Below are 18446 nucleotides of genomic sequence, written 5' to 3' on the forward strand. Positions count from 1 at the left end.
TGTCAGTGCGGTGGTGTGCAATGGATCTCGTGCCCGCACTCGAAGAACCACTGAAAAAGGTGCTCGGCCCACCCACCGCGAAGGTGATGGCCGAGCACCTCGGCCTGCACACCGTCGGCGACCTCCTGCACCACTACCCGCGCAGATACGAGGAGCGGGGCCAGCTCACGCACCTGGCCGACCTCCCCATGGACGAGCACGTCACCGTGGTGGCGATGGTCGCCGACGCCCGCCTGCACACCTTCGCCTCCGCCAAGGCCCCGCGAGGCAAGGGCCAGCGCCTCGAAGTGACCATCACGGACGGCAACGGCCGCCTCCAACTCGTCTTCTTCGGCAACGGCGTCCACAAGCCTCACAAGGAGCTCCTGCCGGGCACCCGCGCGTTGTTCGCGGGCAAGGTCTCCGTCTTCAACCGCCGGCTCCAACTGGCGCATCCGGCGTACGAGTTGCTGCGCGGTGACTCGGAAGAAACCGTCGAGACCTGGGCCGGCGCCCTCATCCCGCTCTACCCCGCCACGGCCAAGCTGGAGTCCTGGAAGATCGGCAAGGCCATCCAGACGGTCCTGCCCAGCGCCCAGGAGGCGGTCGACCCCCTCCCGGACTCCCTCCGGGAAGGCCGCGGCCTGGTCTCCCTCCCCGAAGCCCTCCTCAAGATCCACCGCCCGCACACCAAGGCCGACATCGACGACGCCCGCACCCGCCTCAAATGGGACGAGGCCTTCGTCCTCCAGGTCGCCCTGGCCCGCCGCCGCCACGCCGACGCCCAGCTCCCGGCGGTGGCCCGCCGCCCCAAGCCGGACGGCCTCCTGTCGGCCTTCGACGACCGCCTCCCCTTCACCCTCACGGAGGGCCAGCAGAAGGTCTCCAAGGAGATCTTCGACGACCTGGCCACCGAGCATCCGATGCACCGGCTCCTGCAAGGAGAGGTCGGTTCGGGCAAGACGATGGTGGCCCTGCGCGCCATGCTCGCCACCGTCGACGCGGGCGGTCAGGCCGCCATGCTCGCGCCCACCGAGGTCCTCGCCCAGCAGCACCACCGCTCGGTCGTCGAGATGATGGGCGAGCTGGCCGAGGGCGGGATGCTGGGCGGGGCCGAGCACGCCACCAAGGTAGTGCTGCTGACCGGCTCCATGGGAACGGCCGCGCGGAAACAGGCACTGCTCGACCTCGTCACCGGCGAGGCCGGCATCGTCATCGGCACGCACGCGCTGATCGAGGACAAGGTCCAGTTCCACGACCTCGGCCTGGTCGTCGTCGACGAACAGCACCGCTTCGGCGTCGAGCAGCGCGACGCCCTGCGCGGCAAGGGCAAACAGCCCCCGCACCTCCTCGTGATGACGGCCACGCCCATCCCTCGCACGGTCGCGATGACGGTCTTCGGCGACCTGGAGACCTCGGTCCTCGACCAGCTCCCGGCCGGCCGCTCCCCGATCGCCAGCCATGTCGTCCCGGCCGCCGACAAGCCCCACTTCCTGGCCCGCGCCTGGGAACGGGTGCGCGAGGAGGTGGAGAACGGCCATCAGGGGTACGTGGTCTGCCCCCGCATCGGGGACGCAATCGACGAACCCGCTGACGCGAAGAAGGCCCGCAAGTCCGCCGAGGACGAGGCCGAGAAGCGCCCGCCGCTGGCCGTCCTGGAGGTCGCCGACCAGCTCACCAAGGGCCCGCTGAAGGGCCTGCGGGTCGAGGTGCTGCACGGCCGTATGCATCCCGACGACAAGGACGCGGTCATGCGCCGCTTCGCCGCCGGCGAGACCCATGTCCTGGTCGCCACCACGGTCATCGAGGTCGGCGTCAACGTCCCCAACGCCACCGCCATGGTGATCATGGACGCCGACCGCTTCGGCGTCTCCCAGCTCCACCAGCTCCGCGGCCGGGTGGGCCGAGGCTCCGCGGCGGGCCTCTGTCTCCTGGTCACGGAGATGCCGGAGGCCAGCGCCGCCCGCCAGCGGCTGAACGCGGTGGCGTCGACGCTGGACGGCTTCGAGCTCTCCCGCATCGACCTGGAGCAGCGCCGCGAGGGCGACGTCCTCGGCCAGGCCCAGTCGGGGGCCCGCACCTCCCTGAAGGTCCTCGCCGTCATCGAGGACGAGGAGGTCATCGCGGAGGCGAGGGAGGAAGCGGTGGCCGTGGTGGAGGCGGACCCGGAGCTCAAGAACCTCCCGGGCCTGCGCACGGCTCTGGACGCCCTCTTGGACGACGAGAGGGAGCAGTACTTGGAGAAGGGCTGAGAAACTGGACCCCCCGCCCCTCCCGAACAAGGACGAGAGATGACCCGCGTAATCGCCGGCGCCGCCGGCGGCCGCCGCCTGGCAGTCCCGCCGGGCAACGGAACCCGCCCCACCTCCGACCGCGCGCGCGAGGGTCTCCTCTCCACCTGGCAGTCCCTCCTGGGCGGCCCCTTGGACGGCGAGCGTGTCCTCGACCTCTACGCCGGATCGGGCGCCGTCGGCCTCGAAGCCCTCTCCCGCGGCGCGAGCCACACCCTCCTCGTCGAGGCCGACGCCCGCGCCGCCCGCACCATCCGCGAGAACGTCAAGAGCCTCGGCCTCCCCGGCGCCGAGGTCAGGGCGGGCAAAGCGGAGCAGATCATCCAGCAGCCGGCGCCGACCGAGCCGTACGACATCGTCTTCCTCGACCCGCCGTACCGAGTCACAGATCACGATCTTCGGGAGATTCTCCTCACACTCCGCTCGGGGGGCTGGCTCGCGGCGGAGGCGCTCGTCACCGTGGAGCGCAGCACCAGAGGCGGTGAATTCGGGTGGCCGGACGGTTTTGAAGCACTCCGGTCCCGTCGTTACGGCGAGGGAACGTTTTGGTACGGTCGCGCCGCCTCTACGTGCGAAGACGCACGATGACCGGACCGGAGAGCGAGGGATCTCAAGTGCGCCGCGCCGTCTGTCCCGGGTCGTTCGACCCGATCACCAACGGACATCTCGACATCATTTCCCGCGCCTCCCGTCTGTACGACGAGGTCTACGTCGCGGTCATGATCAACAAGTCCAAGAAGGGCCTGTTCGAGGTCGACGAGCGGATCGAACTGATCCGCGAGGTCACCGCCGAGTACGGGAACGTGAAGGTCGAGTCCTTCCACGGCCTCCTCGTCGACTACTGCAAGCAGCGCGACATCCCCGCGATCGTCAAGGGCCTGCGCGCGGTCAGCGACTTCGACTACGAACTCCAGATGGCCCAGATGAACAACGGGCTGTCCGGCGTGGAGACCCTGTTCGTCCCCACCAACCCCACCTACAGCTTCCTGTCCTCCTCGCTCGTCAAGGAGGTCGCCACCTGGGGCGGCGACATCGCCCACCTGGTGCCGCCGGTGGTGCTGGAGGCCCTCAACGAGCGCCTGCGCAAGGACTGATGGGGCTACAGTCGTCCCGTCCGTCTCCAACACAGCTGTAGAGAGTGGCGAGCACAGGTGGACGTGCAGAAGAAGCTCGACGAGATCGTCGCCGCGGTCTCCGGCGCCCGGTCGATGCCCATGTCGGCCTCGTGCGTGGTCAACCGCGCCGAACTGCTCGCGATGCTGGAGGAGGTCCGGGCCGCGCTGCCGGACTCCCTCGCCCAGGCCCAGGAGTTGATCGGCGACCGCGAGTCGATGGTCGAGCAGGCCCGCCAGGAGGCCGAGCGGATCATCTCCGGCGCGCACGCCGAGCGCGGCTCCCTGATCTCCGACACCGAGGTCGCCCGCCGCTCCCAGGCCGAGGCGGACCGCATCCTGAGCGAGGCCCGCAGGGAGGCCGAGGAGGTCCGCGCCGAGGCCGACGACTACGTCGACTCCAAGCTCGCCAACTTCGAGGTCGTCCTCACCAAGACCCTCGGCTCGGTCGGCCGCGGCCGCGAGAAGCTGCTCGGCACCGGCCCGGGGCTGGACGAGCAGGGCTACGAGGACGAGGACGCCCCCGAGCGCAGCCACGACCCCGAGACCCTGCGCCGCGACGCCGACGCCTACGTCGACACCAAGCTCGGCGCCTTCGAGGCGGTCCTGGCCAAGACCCTGGAGGCCGTCGGCAAGGGCCGCGCCAAGCTGCACGGCCGGATCGCCACCGACGACCTCGGCGCCCTCGCCGACGACGACAGCACCGTCCAGCACTCCAGCGACGCCGACTACCTCGCCGACCTCGCGGCCCTGGCCGAACAGGACACCGCGGCCGCGGCGGCCGTACCGCAACAGCAGCAGTACGACCAGCAGCCCGCCTACGGCTACCAGCAGCAGGACACCTACGGCGGCGGCTACGGGCAGCAGCCGGCCTACGCCCAGCAGCAGGACCCCTACGGCTACCAGCAGGCCGACCCGTACGCGTACCAGGGCTACGACCCCCAGCAGGCCGCCTACGACGCCGGACAGGCGCAGCAGGCCCAGCAGCAGGCGCAGCACGCCCAGCAGTCGTACGCCCTCGACGAGACCAGCCTCTTCGACACCGGCATGATCACGCCGGAGCAGCTGAGGGCCTACGAGCAGGGTCGCGGCCAGTAGGAAAGCAGTGCGGGACCACCGGATTGGGCCGTGAGCGAAAGGTCCAGTATCCTGGCTCTTCGGTCGCGCGTACGTCCGCGATCAACGCTGCCCGGGAACACCGAAGGGCGGCGTCCCTCTGAGCTCGAAGATCGAAAGCAGGAATGGCTCCCAACGCACACCTCGACCACCGCAAGCCTCTCGTGTTCGACACGCACGAGCTGGGGCGGCGGCCCGGTGCGTTGCAGCGCCTGACCCGTGAGATCGACGCTCCCAAGGATCTGGGGATCGCGGGAGTCGTCGGAGTGCCGGAAGGCGCCCCGGTGGAGCTCGAACTCCGGCTCGAGTCGGTCATGGAAGGGGTGCTTGTCACAGGCACCGCCCGTGCACAGGCCGAGGGGGAGTGCGTAAGGTGTCTGGAGCCGCTTGAGCTGGAGCTCGAAGCGGACTTCCAGGAGATGTTCTCGTACCCTGACGCCGACGATCGGGGCCGCCCCAAGGCGGAACCGACCGACGACGCCGAGGAAGACGAGGACAGGCTCTTCATCGAGGACGGCCTGTTCGACCTCGAACCAGTGCTGCGTGACGCGGTGGTGCTTGCCCTGCCGATGCAGCCGGTGTGCCAGGACGACTGCCCCGGCCTGTGCTCCGAGTGCGGAGCCCGGCTGGCGGACGACCCGGACCACCACCATGACGCCGTCGACATCCGTTGGGCGGCACTGCAGGGACTCGCCGGTTCACTCGAAGATGGCGAGAAGGACGAGATGAGCGGCGCCGAAGCGGGCGTCGACGAGAAGCAGGAGAAGTAGCCGTGGCTGTTCCGAAGCGGAAGATGTCGCGCAGCAACACGCGCCACCGCCGGTCGCAGTGGAAGGCTGCGGTCCCCACCCTGGTTGCGTGCGAGCGCTGCCACGAGCCCAAGCAGCAGCACATCGCGTGCCCGTCTTGCGGCACCTACAACAAGCGCCAGGTCCTCGAGGTCTGAGCGGCTGGTGAGAGGCACTGTGTCCACGCCGAAGAAGAACTCTGCGGAGAACACGGCCTCGTCCCACACGCTGTTGGAAGGGCGGCTCGGGTACAAGCTCGAGTCCGCCCTTCTGGTGCGTGCGCTGACCCACCGGTCCTACGCGTACGAGAACGGCGGTCTGCCGACCAACGAGCGCCTGGAGTTCCTCGGGGACTCCGTCCTCGGCCTCGTGGTCACGGACACGCTGTACCGCACCCACCCCGACCTGCCCGAAGGCCAGCTGGCCAAGTTGCGGGCCGCGGTGGTCAACTCTCGTGCGCTGGCGGAGGTCGGCCGCGGGCTCGACCTGGGCTCCTTCATCCGGCTCGGCCGCGGTGAAGAGGGCACGGGCGGCCGGGACAAGGCGTCCATCCTCGCCGACACCCTCGAAGCGGTGATCGGCGCGGTCTATCTCGACCAGGGTCTGGACGCGGCGGGCGAACTCGTCCACCGGCTCTTCGACCCGCTGATCGAGAAGTCCTCCAACCTCGGTGCCGGCCTGGACTGGAAGACCAGTCTCCAGGAGCTCACCGCGACCGAAGGACTCGGTGTCCCCGAGTACCAGGTCTCGGAGACCGGCCCCGATCACGAGAAGACCTTCACTGCTGCCGCCCGCGTCGGAGGCGTCTCGTACGGCACCGGCACCGGCCGCAGCAAGAAGGAGGCGGAGCAGCAGGCCGCCGAGTCCGCCTGGCGGTCCATCCGGGCCGCGGCGGACGAGCGCGCCAAGGCTGCCGCAGAGGCCGCCGCGAAGGCCGTCGAGGCCGACGCGGATGCCGACGAGGCGTCCGCCTCCGCCTGACCGAACAGAGCAGTACACCGAGCGCCCGTCCCGCCCCGGGGCGGGCGCTCGGCTCATACACCGGCTTGTCACGGGGGATGCGATGCCCGAGTTGCCCGAGGTAGAGGTCGTACGCCGAGGTCTGGAGCGGTGGGTCGCCCACCGTGCGGTCGCCGAGGCCGAGGTGCTGCACCCGCGTGCCGTGCGCCGTCACATCGCCGGTGCCGACGACTTCACGCACCGCCTCAAGGGCCATCGCATCGGCGTGCCCAGCAGGCGCGGCAAGTATCTGTGGCTGCCCCTGGAGGACACCAACCAGTCGGTCCTTGCCCACCTCGGCATGAGCGGCCAACTGCTGGTCCAGCCGCACGAGTCACCCGACGAGAAGCACCTCAGGATCCGGGTGAGGTTCGCGGACGGCCTCGGCACCGAGCTGCGTTTCGTCGACCAACGCACCTTCGGCGGACTGTCGTTGCACGACAACACCGAGGACGGTCTGCCCGACGTCATCGCGCACATCGCCCGCGACCCGCTGGACCCGCTCTTCGACGACGAGGCCTTCCACCAGAACCTCCGCCGCAAGCGCAGCACCATCAAACGGGCCCTGCTGGACCAGTCGTTGATCAGCGGCGTCGGCAACATCTACGCGGACGAGGCGCTGTGGCGCGCCCGCATCCACTACGAGCGCCCGACCGCCGGGTTCACCCGCCCGCGCACGGCCGAACTCCTGGGCCACGTGCGGGATGTGATGAACGCGGCCCTCGCGGTCGGCGGCACCAGCTTCGACAGCCTGTACGTCAACGTCAACGGGGAGTCCGGCTACTTCGACCGCTCGCTCGACGCGTACGGCCGGGAGGGCCTGCCCTGCAAGCGGTGCGGCACGCCGATGCGCCGGCGGCCGTGGATGAACCGGTCGAGCTACTTCTGCCCGAAGTGTCAGAGGGCGCCGCGCGTCTCGTCGTAGCGCCGGCGTGCGTCGAGCACGTCGTCCATCCGGCCCTCCAGGAAGTGGATGAGGCCGAGCAGTCGCGTGGCCATCTCGTGGCCGAGCGGCGTCAGTTCGTAGTCCACGCGGGGCGGGTTGGTCGGCTGGGCCTCGCGGTGCACCAGGCCGTCGCGCTCCAGCGCGTGCAGGGTCTGGGACAGCATCTTCTCGCTCACGCCGTCGACGCGACGGCGCAGTTCGTTGAAGCGCAGCGAGCCCTCGTGCAGCGCGCCGAGCGTGAGCGCGCCCCAGCGGCCGGTGATGTGCTCCAGCGTGCCCCGCGACGGGCAGGCCTTGGCGAACACGTCGAAAGCCAGGTCCTGGTCCCGCTCCGGCGTGCGCTCCTGCGTGATGTCCATGATTCAAGCGTACGCGAACGCAGCGCTAACCGGTAGGTTGCACTAACTAGAAGTTAGTGCTTTCCTTTTCTCATCGCCAGTGACCTGCGCATCCCAGGAGAACCCATCGTGACCAGCCCCGTCGTTTCCATCGCCTACCACTCCGGCTTCGGCCACACCGCCGTCCTCGCCGAGGCCGTCCGCGCCGGTGCGCAGGAGGCCGGGGCGGAGGTGCATCTGATCAACGTCGCCGAGATCACCGACGAGGAGTGGGCCGTCCTCGACCGCTCCGACGCGATCGTCTTCGGCTCCCCGACCTACATGGGCACCGCCTCCGGCCCCTTCCACGTCTTCGCCGAGGCCACCTCCAAGCGCTGGTTCGGACAGGACTGGAAGGACAAGCTGGCCGCCGGCTTCACCAACTCCGGCTCCAAGAGCGGCGACAAGCTGCACACCCTGCAGTTCTTCCAGATCCTCGCCGCACAGCACGGCATGCACTGGATCAACCTCGGTCTGCACCCGGGCTGGAACAACAGCGAGGGCTCCGAGCACGACCTCAACCGCCTCGGCGTCTTCGCGGGCGCCGCCGCGCAGACCAACGTCGACGAGGGCCCGGACGCCGTCCACAAGGCCGACGTGGCGACCGCCGAGCACCTCGGGCGCCGGCTGGCCGAGACGGCGAAGGTGTTCACGCACGGCCGCGCCGCCCTCGCCGCGTAGACAGTCGCGCAGACATCGGGACATACGAAGGGGCTCCCACCCGGTCACCGGATGGGAGCCCCTCGTCGTCTGTGCCGCGTCGTCTGTGCCGCGTCGGCTGTGCGGCTAGTAGCCGAAGTCCTGGGTCCACCAGGGACCGCCGGCCCCGAAGTGGACGCCGACGCCCAGCGTCTTGAAGTCGCAGTTCAGGATGTTCGCCCTGTGGCCCTCGCTGTTCATCCAGGCCTCCATCACCGCCGCGGCGTCGGCCTGGCCCCGGGCTATGTTCTCGCCGCCCAGGTTGCTGATGCCGGCCGCCTCGGCCCGGTCCCAGGGGGTGTTGCCGCTGGGGTCGGTGTGGTCGAAGAAGCCCTGGTCGGCCATGGCGTCGCTGAAGTCCTCGGCGAGCTTGCCCAGCGCGCTGTTCGCGGAGACCGCGCTGCATCCCACCTTCGCCCGCTCCTCGTTCACGAGCTTCAGCACCTCGGCCTCGGCCTGCGCCTCCGCGGAGATGGTGATGCCCGGCGCGGTGGAGTTCTGCGGCGCCTTGGAGGCCGTCTTCGTCGGCTTCGGCTCCGGCTCCTTGCTCGGCGTCTTCGTCGGCTCCTCGGTCGGCGTCCTGGTCGGCGCCGCCGTCGAGGCAGAGGCCGAGGCGGACGGTGTCGGCGAGGCCGTACGGTCGCCGCCGCGGCTGGCCGCCTCGTCGTCCCGGCCGGCGTCGGCGCTGCCGGAGGTGCCGCCCTGCTCGGTCGCGGAGTTGGTCGGGGTGTCCGCGGCCTGCACCTTGTCGCCGCCGCTGCCGCCGCCGATCTTGTAGTTGTCGAGGCCGGGCACCACACCCGTGGCGACCGCGACGGTGCCGATGGCGACCGCCGCGGAGACCCCGAGCAGACCGGTCTTGACCGGCGTCACGACCTTCTTCTTACGGCGCCGGCGCGAGCCCCCGCGCCGCGGCCCGTCGGCCGGCGAGAAACCCTCGCTCGGCAGCATGACGGTGCTCATGGTCCCCGTAGCCTGGGCGTACTCGTCGTCGGTCGCGTAGAGGTAGGCCTCGCTGCGGGTGTGCGCCTCGGGGTTCAGATAGGGCGCGATGCCGATCGTGGGGTACTCGCCGCTGTGCGGGCCCCGGGCGTCGGCCTCGAAGTCGTAGGAGAACTGCCGGTCGATGCCGTACGCGTGCTGATCGATGTCGTACGCGTCCTGCTGGTCGATGCTGTACGAGTGCTGCGGGTCGTAGCCGCCCGTGTACGAGCCGTCTGTCTGTGTGACCCCCGTGGCGCGGCCCGTGGCGGCGCGGCCGGCGGCGGAGCGTCGGTGGCGTCCCATGTGTCCTGGCCTTCCTCGTCCTTTGCGGCCGACTCGTCCCCGGCGGTCGGACCGAACTCACAAAACCCACACGATCGAGTGAGTTTCGTATGAGATTCATTGGCAGGGGACGGTACCGCATGGCGCCAGGGGAGGGAGCGCCCAGAGAGACATTGGTTGGTTAGGTTGCACCCATGAGCGAGGATGTACGACTGGTCGCCTGGGTGCGGGGACGCGTCCAAGGTGTGGGTTTCCGCTGGTTCACGCGGGCCAAGGCCCTGGAGCTCGGTGGGCTGAGTGGTTTTGCTCTCAATTTGGGGGACGGACGGGTCCAGGTGGTCGCCGAGGGCCCGCGCGAACGATGCGAAGGGCTCCTCGCGTGGCTTCTGGGTGACGACACGCCCGGCCGCGTGGACGGTGTCACCGAGATCTGGGACACACCCCGTGGGGGTTACGACGGCTTCGCCATCCGTTGAGCCGGTTCTGTAAACCACCCCTGGTGGAAGCGGAGGGACATGCCACCGGCAGCTGCCCGAAGCGGAAAGACGCTGGTGGTTGCCAAGAAGGGGTTCTCGTGGGAGGCTCCGCACTTAAGAATGATCGCTACGCCCCGAGGGCCCCGCAGGAGTCGCTGCGCCGCCGTTTCCCGGCCGCGCGCCACCGGGTTGCCCGCCAATACGGGGCGTGATCGTGTTGACCGTCAAACTTTTTGGTGAGACGCTAAATGCACCCCGCGCACCTTAGCTGTTTGGCATGGTTGAACGGCAGCAGCAACTCAACAGTGTCAAGCATCGCGGGTGCGAATCCCTCACGACCCACACCGCTTCGGTCGGTCACTCAGTGTGGAGGACCATCCATCATGGCAAAGGCGCTTCTCGGTTACGTCGGCGGCTCCGACCCGCGACTCATTGCCGAGATGCGACGGCTCCAGCAGCGCGTACAGGACCTCGAATCCGAGCTCGTACGGATTCAGGCCGAGAACGACGCGCTCGCGGCTGCCGCTTCTCAGGACTCGCTTCTGGAGAGCATCGACGCACACCAGGCGGAGCCTGCGCTCACCTGATCACTGCATCGCACCACGACTAGCAGTGGTTGGGCCGCCCGTGTCAACCGCTAAGTTGTCAGAGTTTGCAAGGGACGCTTCGGCGTCCCTTCTTTCTTTCCCCCGCACTCCCCTCACCTTCTTTAACGTCTGATGTGCCCTGCACGTTCATGGGTGAAACCGCGGGCAACCGCACGTTCATGGAGTGAGACAACCCCGGAAGGTAGAGTCCAGCGGCGTGCACCTCAAGGCCCTGACCCTCCGCGGGTTCAAGTCGTTCGCCTCGGCGACCACGCTCCGGTTCGAGCCGGGCATCACGTGTGTCGTGGGACCGAACGGCTCGGGCAAGTCCAACGTCGTCGACGCCCTCAGCTGGGTGATGGGCGAGCAGGGCGCCAAGTCGCTGCGCGGCGGCAAGATGGAGGACGTCATCTTCGCCGGCACCACCGGGCGTCCGCCCCTGGGCCGCGCCGAGGTGTCCCTGACCATCGACAACTCCGACGGGGCGCTGCCCATCGAGTACGCCGAGGTCACCATCACGCGGATCATGTTCCGCAACGGCGGCAGCGAGTACCAGATCAACGGCGACACCTGCCGCCTCCTCGACATCCAGGACCTCCTCTCCGACTCCGGCATCGGCCGCGAGATGCACGTCATCGTCGGCCAGGGCCAGCTCGACTCCGTTCTGCACGCCGACCCGATGGGCCGTCGCGCCTTCATCGAAGAGGCCGCCGGCGTCCTCAAGCACCGCAAGCGCAAGGAGAAGGCCCTCCGCAAGCTGGACGCGATGCAGGCCAACCTCGCGCGCGTGCAGGACCTCACGGACGAACTCCGCAGGCAGCTCAAGCCCCTCGGCCGCCAGGCCGCGGTCGCCCGGCGGGCCGCCGTGATCCAGGCCGACCTGCGCGACGCCCGGCTGCGCCTGCTCGCCGACGACCTCGTCCGGCTGCGCGAGGCGCTCAAGGCCGAGGTGGCCGACGAGGCCGCCCTGAAGGAACGCAAGGAGACCGCCGAGCAGGAGCTGAAGAAGGCGCTCCAGCGCGAGGCGCTCCTGGAGGACGAGGTACGGCAGCTCACCCCGCGCCTCCAGCGCGCCCAGCAGACCTGGTACGAGCTCTCCCAGCTCGCCGAACGGGTACGCGGCACCGTCTCGCTCGCCGACGCCCGCGTGAAGAGCGCGACCTCCGCCCCGCCCGAGGAACGGCGGGGCCGCGACCCCGAGGACATGGAGCGCGAGGCCGCCCGCATCCGTGAGCAGGAGGCCGAGCTGGAGGCTGCCCTGGAGGCGGCCGAGCGGGCCCTGGAGGACACGGTCGCCCACCGCGCCGAGCTGGAACGCGCGTTGACCGACGAGGAACGGCGCCTGAAGGACGTGGCCCGCGCCATCGCCGACCGCCGCGAGGGCCTGGCCCGCCTCAACGGCCAGGTCAACGCGGCCCGTTCGCGCGCCGCCTCGGCCCAGGCCGAGATCGACCGCCTCGCCGCCGCGAGGGACGAGGCCCAGGAACGTGCGGTCGCCGCGCAGGAGGAGTACGAGACGCTCAAGGCCGAGGTCGACGGCCTCGACGCGGGCGACGCGGAACTCGCCGAGCAGCATGACGCCGCGAAGGCCGCGCTGGCCGAGGCGGAGGCCGCCCTGACGGCCGCGCGGGAGGCGGCGACGGCGGCGGAGCGCAAGCGCGCGGCGACGCAGGCCCGGCACGAGGCGCTGGCGCTGGGACTGCGGAGGAAGGACGGGACCGGAATACTGCTGGGCGCGAAGGACCGCCTCAGCGGTCTGCTGGGCCCGGCGGCGGAGCTGCTGAGCGTGACGCCGGGCCACGAGGTCGCGCTGGCGGCGGCGTTCGGCGCGGCGGCGGACGCACTGGCGGTCACGTCCCCGTCGGCGGCGGCGGACGCGATCCGCCTGCTGCGCAAGCAGGACGGCGGACGGGCGTCACTCCTGCTCGCCGGGTCACCTGAAGCGCCTCTTGGGGGCGCGACCAGCCACGACGAACCCGTGGACGCCAGACACCAGCACGCGGCAGATTTCGTCCGCGGCCCTTCCGACCTCATGCCGGCCGTACGCCGCCTCCTGGCCGGCATCGTCGTCGTCAGCACCCTCGAAGACGCCGAGGACCTCGTCTACGCCCACCCCCACCTCACCGCGGTCACCGCCGAAGGCGACCTCCTCGGTGCCCACTTCGCCCACGGCGGCTCCGCGGGCGCGCCGAGCCTCCTCGAAGTACAGGCGTCCGTCGACGAGGCGGCCGCGGAGCTGGCGGAACTGGCCGTCCAGTGCGAGGCCCTCACCGAGGCACAGCACGCCGCGGCGGACCGGCGTAAGGAATGCGCCGCCCTCGTCGAGGAGCTCGCGGAGCGTCGCCGCGCCGCCGACCGGGAGAAGTCGGCCGTCGCCCAGCAGCTCGGCCGGCTCGCCGGCCAGGCGAAGGGCGCCGCGGGGGAGGCCGAGCGGTCGACCGCGGCCGCGGCCCGCGCGCAGGACGCGCTGGACAAGGCCCTCCAGGACGTCGAGGAACTCGCCGAACGGCTCGCCGTCGCCGAGGAGATGCCCGTCGAGGAGGAGCCGGACACCGCCGTACGGGACCGGCTCGCCGCCGACGGGGCCAATGCCCGGCAGACCGAGATGGAGGCCCGGCTCCAGGTCCGTACGCACGAGGAGCGCGTCAAGGGCCTCGCCGGCCGGGCCGACTCCCTCGACCGTGCCGCCCGCGCGGAGCGCGACGCACGCGCGCGTGCCGAGCAGCGGCGGGCCCGGCTGCGCCACGAGGCCGCCGTCGCCGAGGCCGTGGCCTCCGGTGCCCGGCAGTTGCTGGCGCACGTCGAGGTGTCGCTCGCGCGCGCGGACGCCGAGCGGACCGCCGCCGACGCGGCCAAGGCCCTCCGCGAGCAGGAGCTGACCGCCGCTCGCGCCACTGGTCGCGATCTCAAGGCCGAGCTGGACAAGCTCACCGACTCCGTCCACCGCGGCGAGGTCCTGGGCGCCGAGAAGCGGATGCGGATCGAGCAGCTGGAGACCAAGGCGCTGGAGGAGCTGGGCGTCGAGCCTGCGGGCCTGGTCTCCGAGTACGGCCCCCATCAGCTCGTACCGCCGTCTCCGCCCGCCGAGGGCGAGGAGCTGCCGGAGGACCCCGAGCATCCGCGCAACCAGCCCAGGCAGTTCCACCGGGCGGAGCAGGAGCGGCGGCTCAAGGCGGCCGAGCGGGCGTACCAGCAGCTCGGCAAGGTCAACCCGCTGGCGCTGGAGGAGTTCGCGGCGCTGGAGGAGCGGCACCAGTTCCTCAGCGAGCAGCTGGAGGACCTGCGGAAGACCCGCGCCGACCTGCTTCAGGTGGTGAAGGAGGTCGACGAGCGCGTCGAGCAGGTCTTCACCGAGGCCTACCGGGACACGGCCCGGGAGTTCGAGGGGGTCTTCAGCCGGCTGTTCCCCGGTGGTGAGGGGCGGCTGATCCTCACCGATCCCGACAACATGCTCACCACGGGTGTGGACGTCGAGGCGCGTCCGCCGGGCAAGAAGGTCAAGCGGCTCAGCCTGCTGTCCGGTGGCGAGCGGTCCCTCACGGCCGTAGCGTTGCTGGTGTCGATCTTCAAGGCCCGGCCGAGTCCGTTCTATGTCATGGACGAGGTCGAGGCCGCGCTGGACGACACCAATCTTCAGCGGCTGATCCGGATCATGCAGGAGCTGCAAGAGGCCTCGCAGCTCATCGTGATCACGCACCAGAAGCGGACGATGGAGGTCGCCGACGCGCTGTACGGCGTCTCCATGCAGGGCGACGGCGTCTCGAAGGTCATCAGCCAGCGGCTGCGTTGATCCCGTCTACCCGCTCTTCACTTCTTCAATCCTTGAACTCATCTTCCACAGTGGTGCCTGTTTTCTCACATCGCTTTCGCTGTTGACTTCACAACTTGAAGGCATAAGGTCTGCATCGTTGTTCTTGCCTTCAGGCAGCGTTGCCGATGGCCTTAGGAGTTGAACGTGACCAGCACTGCGCCACCCAAGTCAGGAGCCAGGACGGCTCATCCCGATCACCTCGGGCATGTCATCTTCATCGCGGCGGCCGCCGCGATGGGCGGGTTCCTCTTCGGGTACGACAGCTCCGTGATCAACGGCGCCGTCGAGGCCATCCGGGACCGGTACGACATCGGTTCGGCGGCGCTGGCGCAGGTCATCGCCATCGCCCTGATCGGTTGTGCCATCGGCGCCGCCACCGCGGGCCGGATCGCCGACCGCATCGGCCGTATCCGCTGTATGCAGATCTCCGCCGTGCTGTTCACGGTGAGCGCCGTCGGTTCGGCGCTGCCCTTCGCGCTGTGGGACCTCGCCTTCTGGCGCATCGTCGGCGGCTTCGCCATCGGCATGGCCTCCGTGATCGGCCCCGCCTACATCGCCGAGGTCGCCCCGCCGGCCTACCGCGGCCGCCTCGGCTCCTTCCAGCAGGCCGCCATCGTCATCGGCATCGCCATCTCGCAGCTGGTCAACTGGGGTCTGCTCAACGCGGCCGGCGGCGACCAGCGCGGCAAGCTGATGGGCCTGGAGGCCTGGCAGGTCATGCTCGGCGTCATGGTGATCCCGGCCGTCCTCTACGGCCTGCTCTCCTTCGCCATCCCCGAGTCCCCGCGCTTCCTGATCTCCGTCGGCAAGCACGAGCGCGCCCGCGAGATCCTCAAGGAGGTCGAGGGCGAGAACATCGACCTCGACGCCCGCGTGACGGAGATCGAGCACGGCATGCGCAGCGAGCACAAGTCCACCTTCAAGGACCTGCTCGGCGGCGGCTTCTTCTTCAAGCCGATCGTCTGGGTCGGCATCGGCCTGTCGGTCTTCCAGCAGTTCGTCGGCATCAACGTCGCGTTCTACTACTCCTCGACGCTGTGGCAGTCGGTCGGCGTCGACCCGACGGACTCGTTCTTCTACTCCTTCACGACGTCGATCATCAACATCGTCGGCACCGTGATCGCCATGATCTTCGTCGACCGCGTCGGCCGTAAGCCGCTGGCCCTCATCGGCTCGGTCGGCATGGTCATCGGCCTCGGCCTGGAGGCCTGGGCGTTCAGCTTCGACCTGGTCGACGGCAAGCTCCCGGCCGCCCAGGGCTGGACCGCCCTGATCGCGGCCCACGTCTTCGTCCTCTTCTTCGCCCTGTCCTGGGGCGTGGTCGTCTGGGTCTTCCTCGGCGAGATGTTCCCCAACCGCATCCGCGCCGCCGCCCTGGGCGTCGCCGCCTCCGCGCAGTGGATCGCCAACTGGGCCATCACCGCGAGCTTCCCGTCGCTGGCCGACTGGAACCTCTCCGCGACCTACGTGATCTACACGGTCTTCGCCGCGCTCTCCATCCCGTTCGTCCTCAAGTACGTCAAGGAGACGAAGGGCAAGGCGCTGGAGGAGATGGGCTGAGCAGCCCGTACGAACTCGGGGGGAAGGGCTCAAACCCCGCTGCCCCTCTCCCCGTGACCCTCACCGCCGCCCCGGCTCGGCCACTGCCCGAGCCTGGGCGGCGGTGTCGCGTCCAGCCGATCAGCCGCCGAGCCTCGGCAGGACGTCCTCGCAGAACAGCCGCAGACTCCGCCACCCCTCCGCGACCGGCATCCCGCCAGCCAGCGGATGCAGTACGAGGTTGTCGAGGCCCTGGGCCACGCACTCGTCCGGCGTCAGCACCCGGTACACGCCCTCGGCACGCAGCCCGGCCACATCCGTCGCCGCCGACTTCACCGCCGACCGGATGTCCCCGGACTGCCAGGAGGCGTACGTCCGGGCCTCGTGCAGGAAGTGCTCCCCGTGCGTGGCCCACACCTCGCCCGGGTCCTCCGCGAGGTGCAGCAGCGGGGTCTCGGCGGCCGGCATCATCGTCCACCCCTCCGTGCCGTACTCGACGAGCCGTTCTTTGTAGTACGCCTCCAGTTCCGGCAGATGCGCGCTGGGGAAGAAGGGCAGACCGAGCCGGGCGGCCCGGCGGGCGGCGGCCTCGGAGGAGCCGCCGACCAGGAGCAGGGGGTGCGGGTCGGTGAAGGGGCGCGGGGTGACCCGTACCGTACGGCCCCGGTACGTGAAGTCCTCGCCGGTCCAGGCCTTGAGCAGCGTCTCCAGCAGTTCGTCCTGGAGCTTGCCGCGCCGCTTCCACTCCACGTCGAACAGGGCGTACTCCTCGGGCCGGTAGCCGATCCCGGCGACCGTCACCAGGCGGCCGCCGCTCAGCAGGTCCAGCACCGCGATCTCCTCGGCCAGCCGCAGGGGGTCGTGGAGCGGGCCGATGATCGCCGAGACGGTGACCGCGATGCGGCGGGTGGCGCCGAAGACGGCTGCCGCGAAGGCGAAGGGGGAGGGCAGCCAGTTGTTCGCGACGCCGTGGTGCTCCTCCGTCTGCACGGTGGTGATGCCGTGTTCGTCGGCGTACGCGGCCATCTCCAGGGCGGCCTGATAGCGGGCGCGCAGGGAGGCAGGGGTGGCGCCGGGCTCGACGAGGTTGAAACGGACGACGGAGACGGGCATGGGGGTCTCCCTTCACCGGGCGGGTGTGGAGGGGGACGTTAGCTGACGGTGTGTCAGACATCCAGAGCGGTGTCGCAGGACTCCATGACCGATACTGGTCGGGTTATGGAAACCGTCATCCTTGCTGTAGTCATCGCCGTGGTCGTGCTCGGTGTGCTCGGCGGGCTCGTCGTCGGCAGCCGACGCAAGAAGCCGCTGCCCCCGCCGCCTCCCGCAGCGCCCGACATCACCGCCCCTCCGGCCGAGCCGCACATCGGCGACGAGGCCGAGACGCCCCGCGACGAACCGCGCCGGACGATAGAGGAGGTGGACCTGCCCGACGGCTCGACCGGAGTCGCCGTCGGGGAACCGCCCGTCGTCGAAGAGCTCCCGCCGACCGAGATCGAGGTCCCGGAGCCCACCGCCGGCCGCCTGGTGCGGCTGCGCGCCCGTCTCTCCCGCTCGCAGAACGCGCTCGGCAAGGGTCTGCTGACCCTGCTGTCCCGCGAGCACCTCGACGACGACACCTGGGAGGAGATCGAGGACACCCTCCTCACCGCCGACGTCGGCGTCGCGCCCACCCAGGAGCTGGTCGAGGGCCTGCGCGAGCGCGTGAAGGTGCTCGGCACCCGGACCCCGGAGGAGCTGCGCGGGCTGCTGCGCGAGGAGCTCCTGAAGCTGGTCGGCACCGACTTCGACCGCACGGTGAAGACCGAGCCCGAGACCAGCAAGCCCGGCATCGTGATGGTCGTCGGCGTCAACGGCACCGGCAAGACCACGACCACCGGCAAGCTCGCCCGGGTGCTCGTGGCCGACGGCCGCTCGGTCGTCCTCGGTGCCGCCGACACCTTCCGTGCCGCCGCCGCCGATCAGTTGCAGACCTGGGGTGAGCGGGTCGGCGCCCACACCGTGCGCGGTCCCGAGGGCGGCGACCCCGCCTCCATCGCGTTCGACGCGGTGAAGGAGGGCAAGGAGATCGGCGCCGATGTCGTGCTGATCGACACCGCCGGACGCCTCCACACCAAGACCGGCCTCATGGACGAGCTCGGCAAGGTCAAGCGGGTCGTGGAGAAGCAGGCGCCGCTCGACGAGGTGCTGCTGGTGCTGGACGCGACGACCGGGCAGAACGGCCTGGTGCAGGCCCGTGTCTTCGCCGAGGTCGTCGACATCACGGGCATCGTGCTGACCAAGCTCGACGGCACGGCCAAGGGCGGCATCGTCATCGCGGTCCAGCGGGAGCTGGGGGTGCCGGTGAAGCTCGTGGGTCTGGGTGAGGGCGCGGACGACCTGGCGCCGTTCGAGCCGGAGGCGTTCGTGGATGCCCTTATCGGGGAGTAGGACGTCGTACACGCGAAGAAGTGCCCGCCC

Annotated in this window: 17 protein-coding genes; 14 read left to right on the forward strand and 3 right to left on the reverse strand. The window is 70.1% G+C overall.

The features are described 5' to 3' along the window. Positions 1–20: 20 nt before the first annotated feature. The 8 genes from recG (at position 21) to mutM (ending at position 7210) form a co-directional block, all read left to right on the forward strand. Complete coding sequence (recG, locus tag EJC51_RS34105) at positions 21–2231, forward strand: ATP-dependent DNA helicase RecG (protein ID WP_126274571.1); 2211 nt, start codon at positions 21–23, stop codon at positions 2229–2231. A gap of 39 nt (positions 2232–2270) precedes the next feature. After that, positions 2271–2858 carry a 16S rRNA (guanine(966)-N(2))-methyltransferase RsmD gene (gene rsmD / locus EJC51_RS34110; protein WP_126274572.1) on the forward strand — a complete coding sequence of 196 codons (588 nt, stop codon included), beginning with the start codon at positions 2271–2273 and terminating at the stop codon, positions 2856–2858. A gap of 26 nt (positions 2859–2884) precedes the next feature. After that, positions 2885–3364: a pantetheine-phosphate adenylyltransferase gene (coaD, locus tag EJC51_RS34115; protein ID WP_244362969.1), complete on the forward strand. Its 480-nt coding sequence runs from the start codon at positions 2885–2887 to the stop codon at positions 3362–3364. A gap of 57 nt (positions 3365–3421) precedes the next feature. After that, entirely contained in the window at positions 3422–4480 is a 1059-nt protein-coding gene (locus EJC51_RS34120; RefSeq protein WP_126274574.1) for a DivIVA domain-containing protein, read from the forward strand. Between the two features lie 143 nt (positions 4481–4623). Continuing rightward, positions 4624–5268, forward strand: coding sequence for a YceD family protein (locus EJC51_RS34125; RefSeq protein WP_097269411.1), 645 nt, complete (start codon positions 4624–4626; stop codon positions 5266–5268). Positions 5269–5270: 2 nt separating this feature from the next. After that, positions 5271–5444 (forward strand): 50S ribosomal protein L32, encoded by a 174-nt coding sequence (gene rpmF, locus EJC51_RS34130; RefSeq protein ID WP_003951102.1) that lies wholly within the window; start codon positions 5271–5273, stop codon positions 5442–5444. A 7-nt stretch (positions 5445–5451) separates the two neighbouring features. Beyond that, positions 5452–6267, forward strand: coding sequence for a ribonuclease III (gene rnc / locus EJC51_RS34135; RefSeq protein WP_373559695.1), 816 nt, complete (start codon positions 5452–5454; stop codon positions 6265–6267). A gap of 82 nt (positions 6268–6349) precedes the next feature. Continuing rightward, positions 6350–7210, forward strand: coding sequence for a bifunctional DNA-formamidopyrimidine glycosylase/DNA-(apurinic or apyrimidinic site) lyase (mutM, locus tag EJC51_RS34140; RefSeq protein ID WP_059198054.1), 861 nt, complete (start codon positions 6350–6352; stop codon positions 7208–7210). Here the strand turns inward: mutM and EJC51_RS34145 are convergent. Next, the gene (locus EJC51_RS34145; protein WP_126274575.1) at positions 7183–7590 is read right to left on the reverse strand and encodes a winged helix-turn-helix transcriptional regulator; all 408 of its coding nucleotides are present in this window, start codon (positions 7588–7590) and stop codon (positions 7183–7185) included. The genes mutM and EJC51_RS34145 overlap by 28 nt on opposite strands. 108 nt (positions 7591–7698) lie before the next feature. On the opposite strand from EJC51_RS34145, the gene EJC51_RS34150 reads away from it, so the two are divergent. Next, positions 7699–8289, forward strand: a complete 591-nt coding sequence (locus EJC51_RS34150) for a flavodoxin family protein (protein WP_126274576.1) — start codon at positions 7699–7701, stop codon at positions 8287–8289. Between the two features lie 105 nt (positions 8290–8394). Here the strand turns inward: EJC51_RS34150 and EJC51_RS34155 are convergent, their stop codons facing one another. Continuing rightward, on the reverse strand, positions 8395–9594 hold the full coding sequence (locus EJC51_RS34155; protein ID WP_126274577.1) for a CAP domain-containing protein: 1200 nt from the start codon (positions 9592–9594) through the stop codon (positions 8395–8397). Between the two features lie 173 nt (positions 9595–9767). Here EJC51_RS34155 and EJC51_RS34160 point away from each other — a divergent pair, with 173 nt between their 5' ends. The 4 genes from EJC51_RS34160 to EJC51_RS34180 all read left to right on the forward strand — a co-directional run bounded on the left by EJC51_RS34160 (position 9768) and on the right by EJC51_RS34180 (position 16007). Further along, complete coding sequence (locus EJC51_RS34160; RefSeq protein ID WP_059198050.1) at positions 9768–10049, forward strand: acylphosphatase; 282 nt, start codon at positions 9768–9770, stop codon at positions 10047–10049. Between the two features lie 383 nt (positions 10050–10432). Beyond that, positions 10433–10636 carry a hypothetical protein gene (locus tag EJC51_RS34170; protein ID WP_059198049.1) on the forward strand — a complete coding sequence of 68 codons (204 nt, stop codon included), beginning with the start codon at positions 10433–10435 and terminating at the stop codon, positions 10634–10636. Positions 10637–10853: 217 nt separating this feature from the next. After that, on the forward strand, positions 10854–14426 hold the full coding sequence (gene smc, locus EJC51_RS34175; protein ID WP_126274578.1) for a chromosome segregation protein SMC: 3573 nt from the start codon (positions 10854–10856) through the stop codon (positions 14424–14426). A 165-nt stretch (positions 14427–14591) separates the two neighbouring features. Next, the gene (locus EJC51_RS34180) at positions 14592–16007 is read left to right on the forward strand and encodes a sugar porter family MFS transporter (RefSeq protein ID WP_126274579.1); all 1416 of its coding nucleotides are present in this window, start codon (positions 14592–14594) and stop codon (positions 16005–16007) included. A 120-nt stretch (positions 16008–16127) separates the two neighbouring features. Here EJC51_RS34180 and EJC51_RS34185 read toward each other — a convergent pair whose 3' ends face one another. Next, entirely contained in the window at positions 16128–17099 is a 972-nt protein-coding gene (locus tag EJC51_RS34185) for an LLM class flavin-dependent oxidoreductase (RefSeq protein ID WP_126274580.1), read from the reverse strand. Positions 17100–17204: 105 nt separating this feature from the next. Here EJC51_RS34185 and ftsY point away from each other — a divergent pair, with 105 nt between their 5' ends. Next, positions 17205–18416 (forward strand): signal recognition particle-docking protein FtsY, encoded by a 1212-nt coding sequence (ftsY, locus tag EJC51_RS34190; RefSeq protein ID WP_126274581.1) that lies wholly within the window; start codon positions 17205–17207, stop codon positions 18414–18416. The last annotated feature ends 30 nt before the right edge of the window (positions 18417–18446 follow it).

It is taken from the genome of Streptomyces aquilus, assembly GCF_003955715.1.
Classification (GTDB): domain Bacteria; phylum Actinomycetota; class Actinomycetes; order Streptomycetales; family Streptomycetaceae; genus Streptomyces; species Streptomyces aquilus.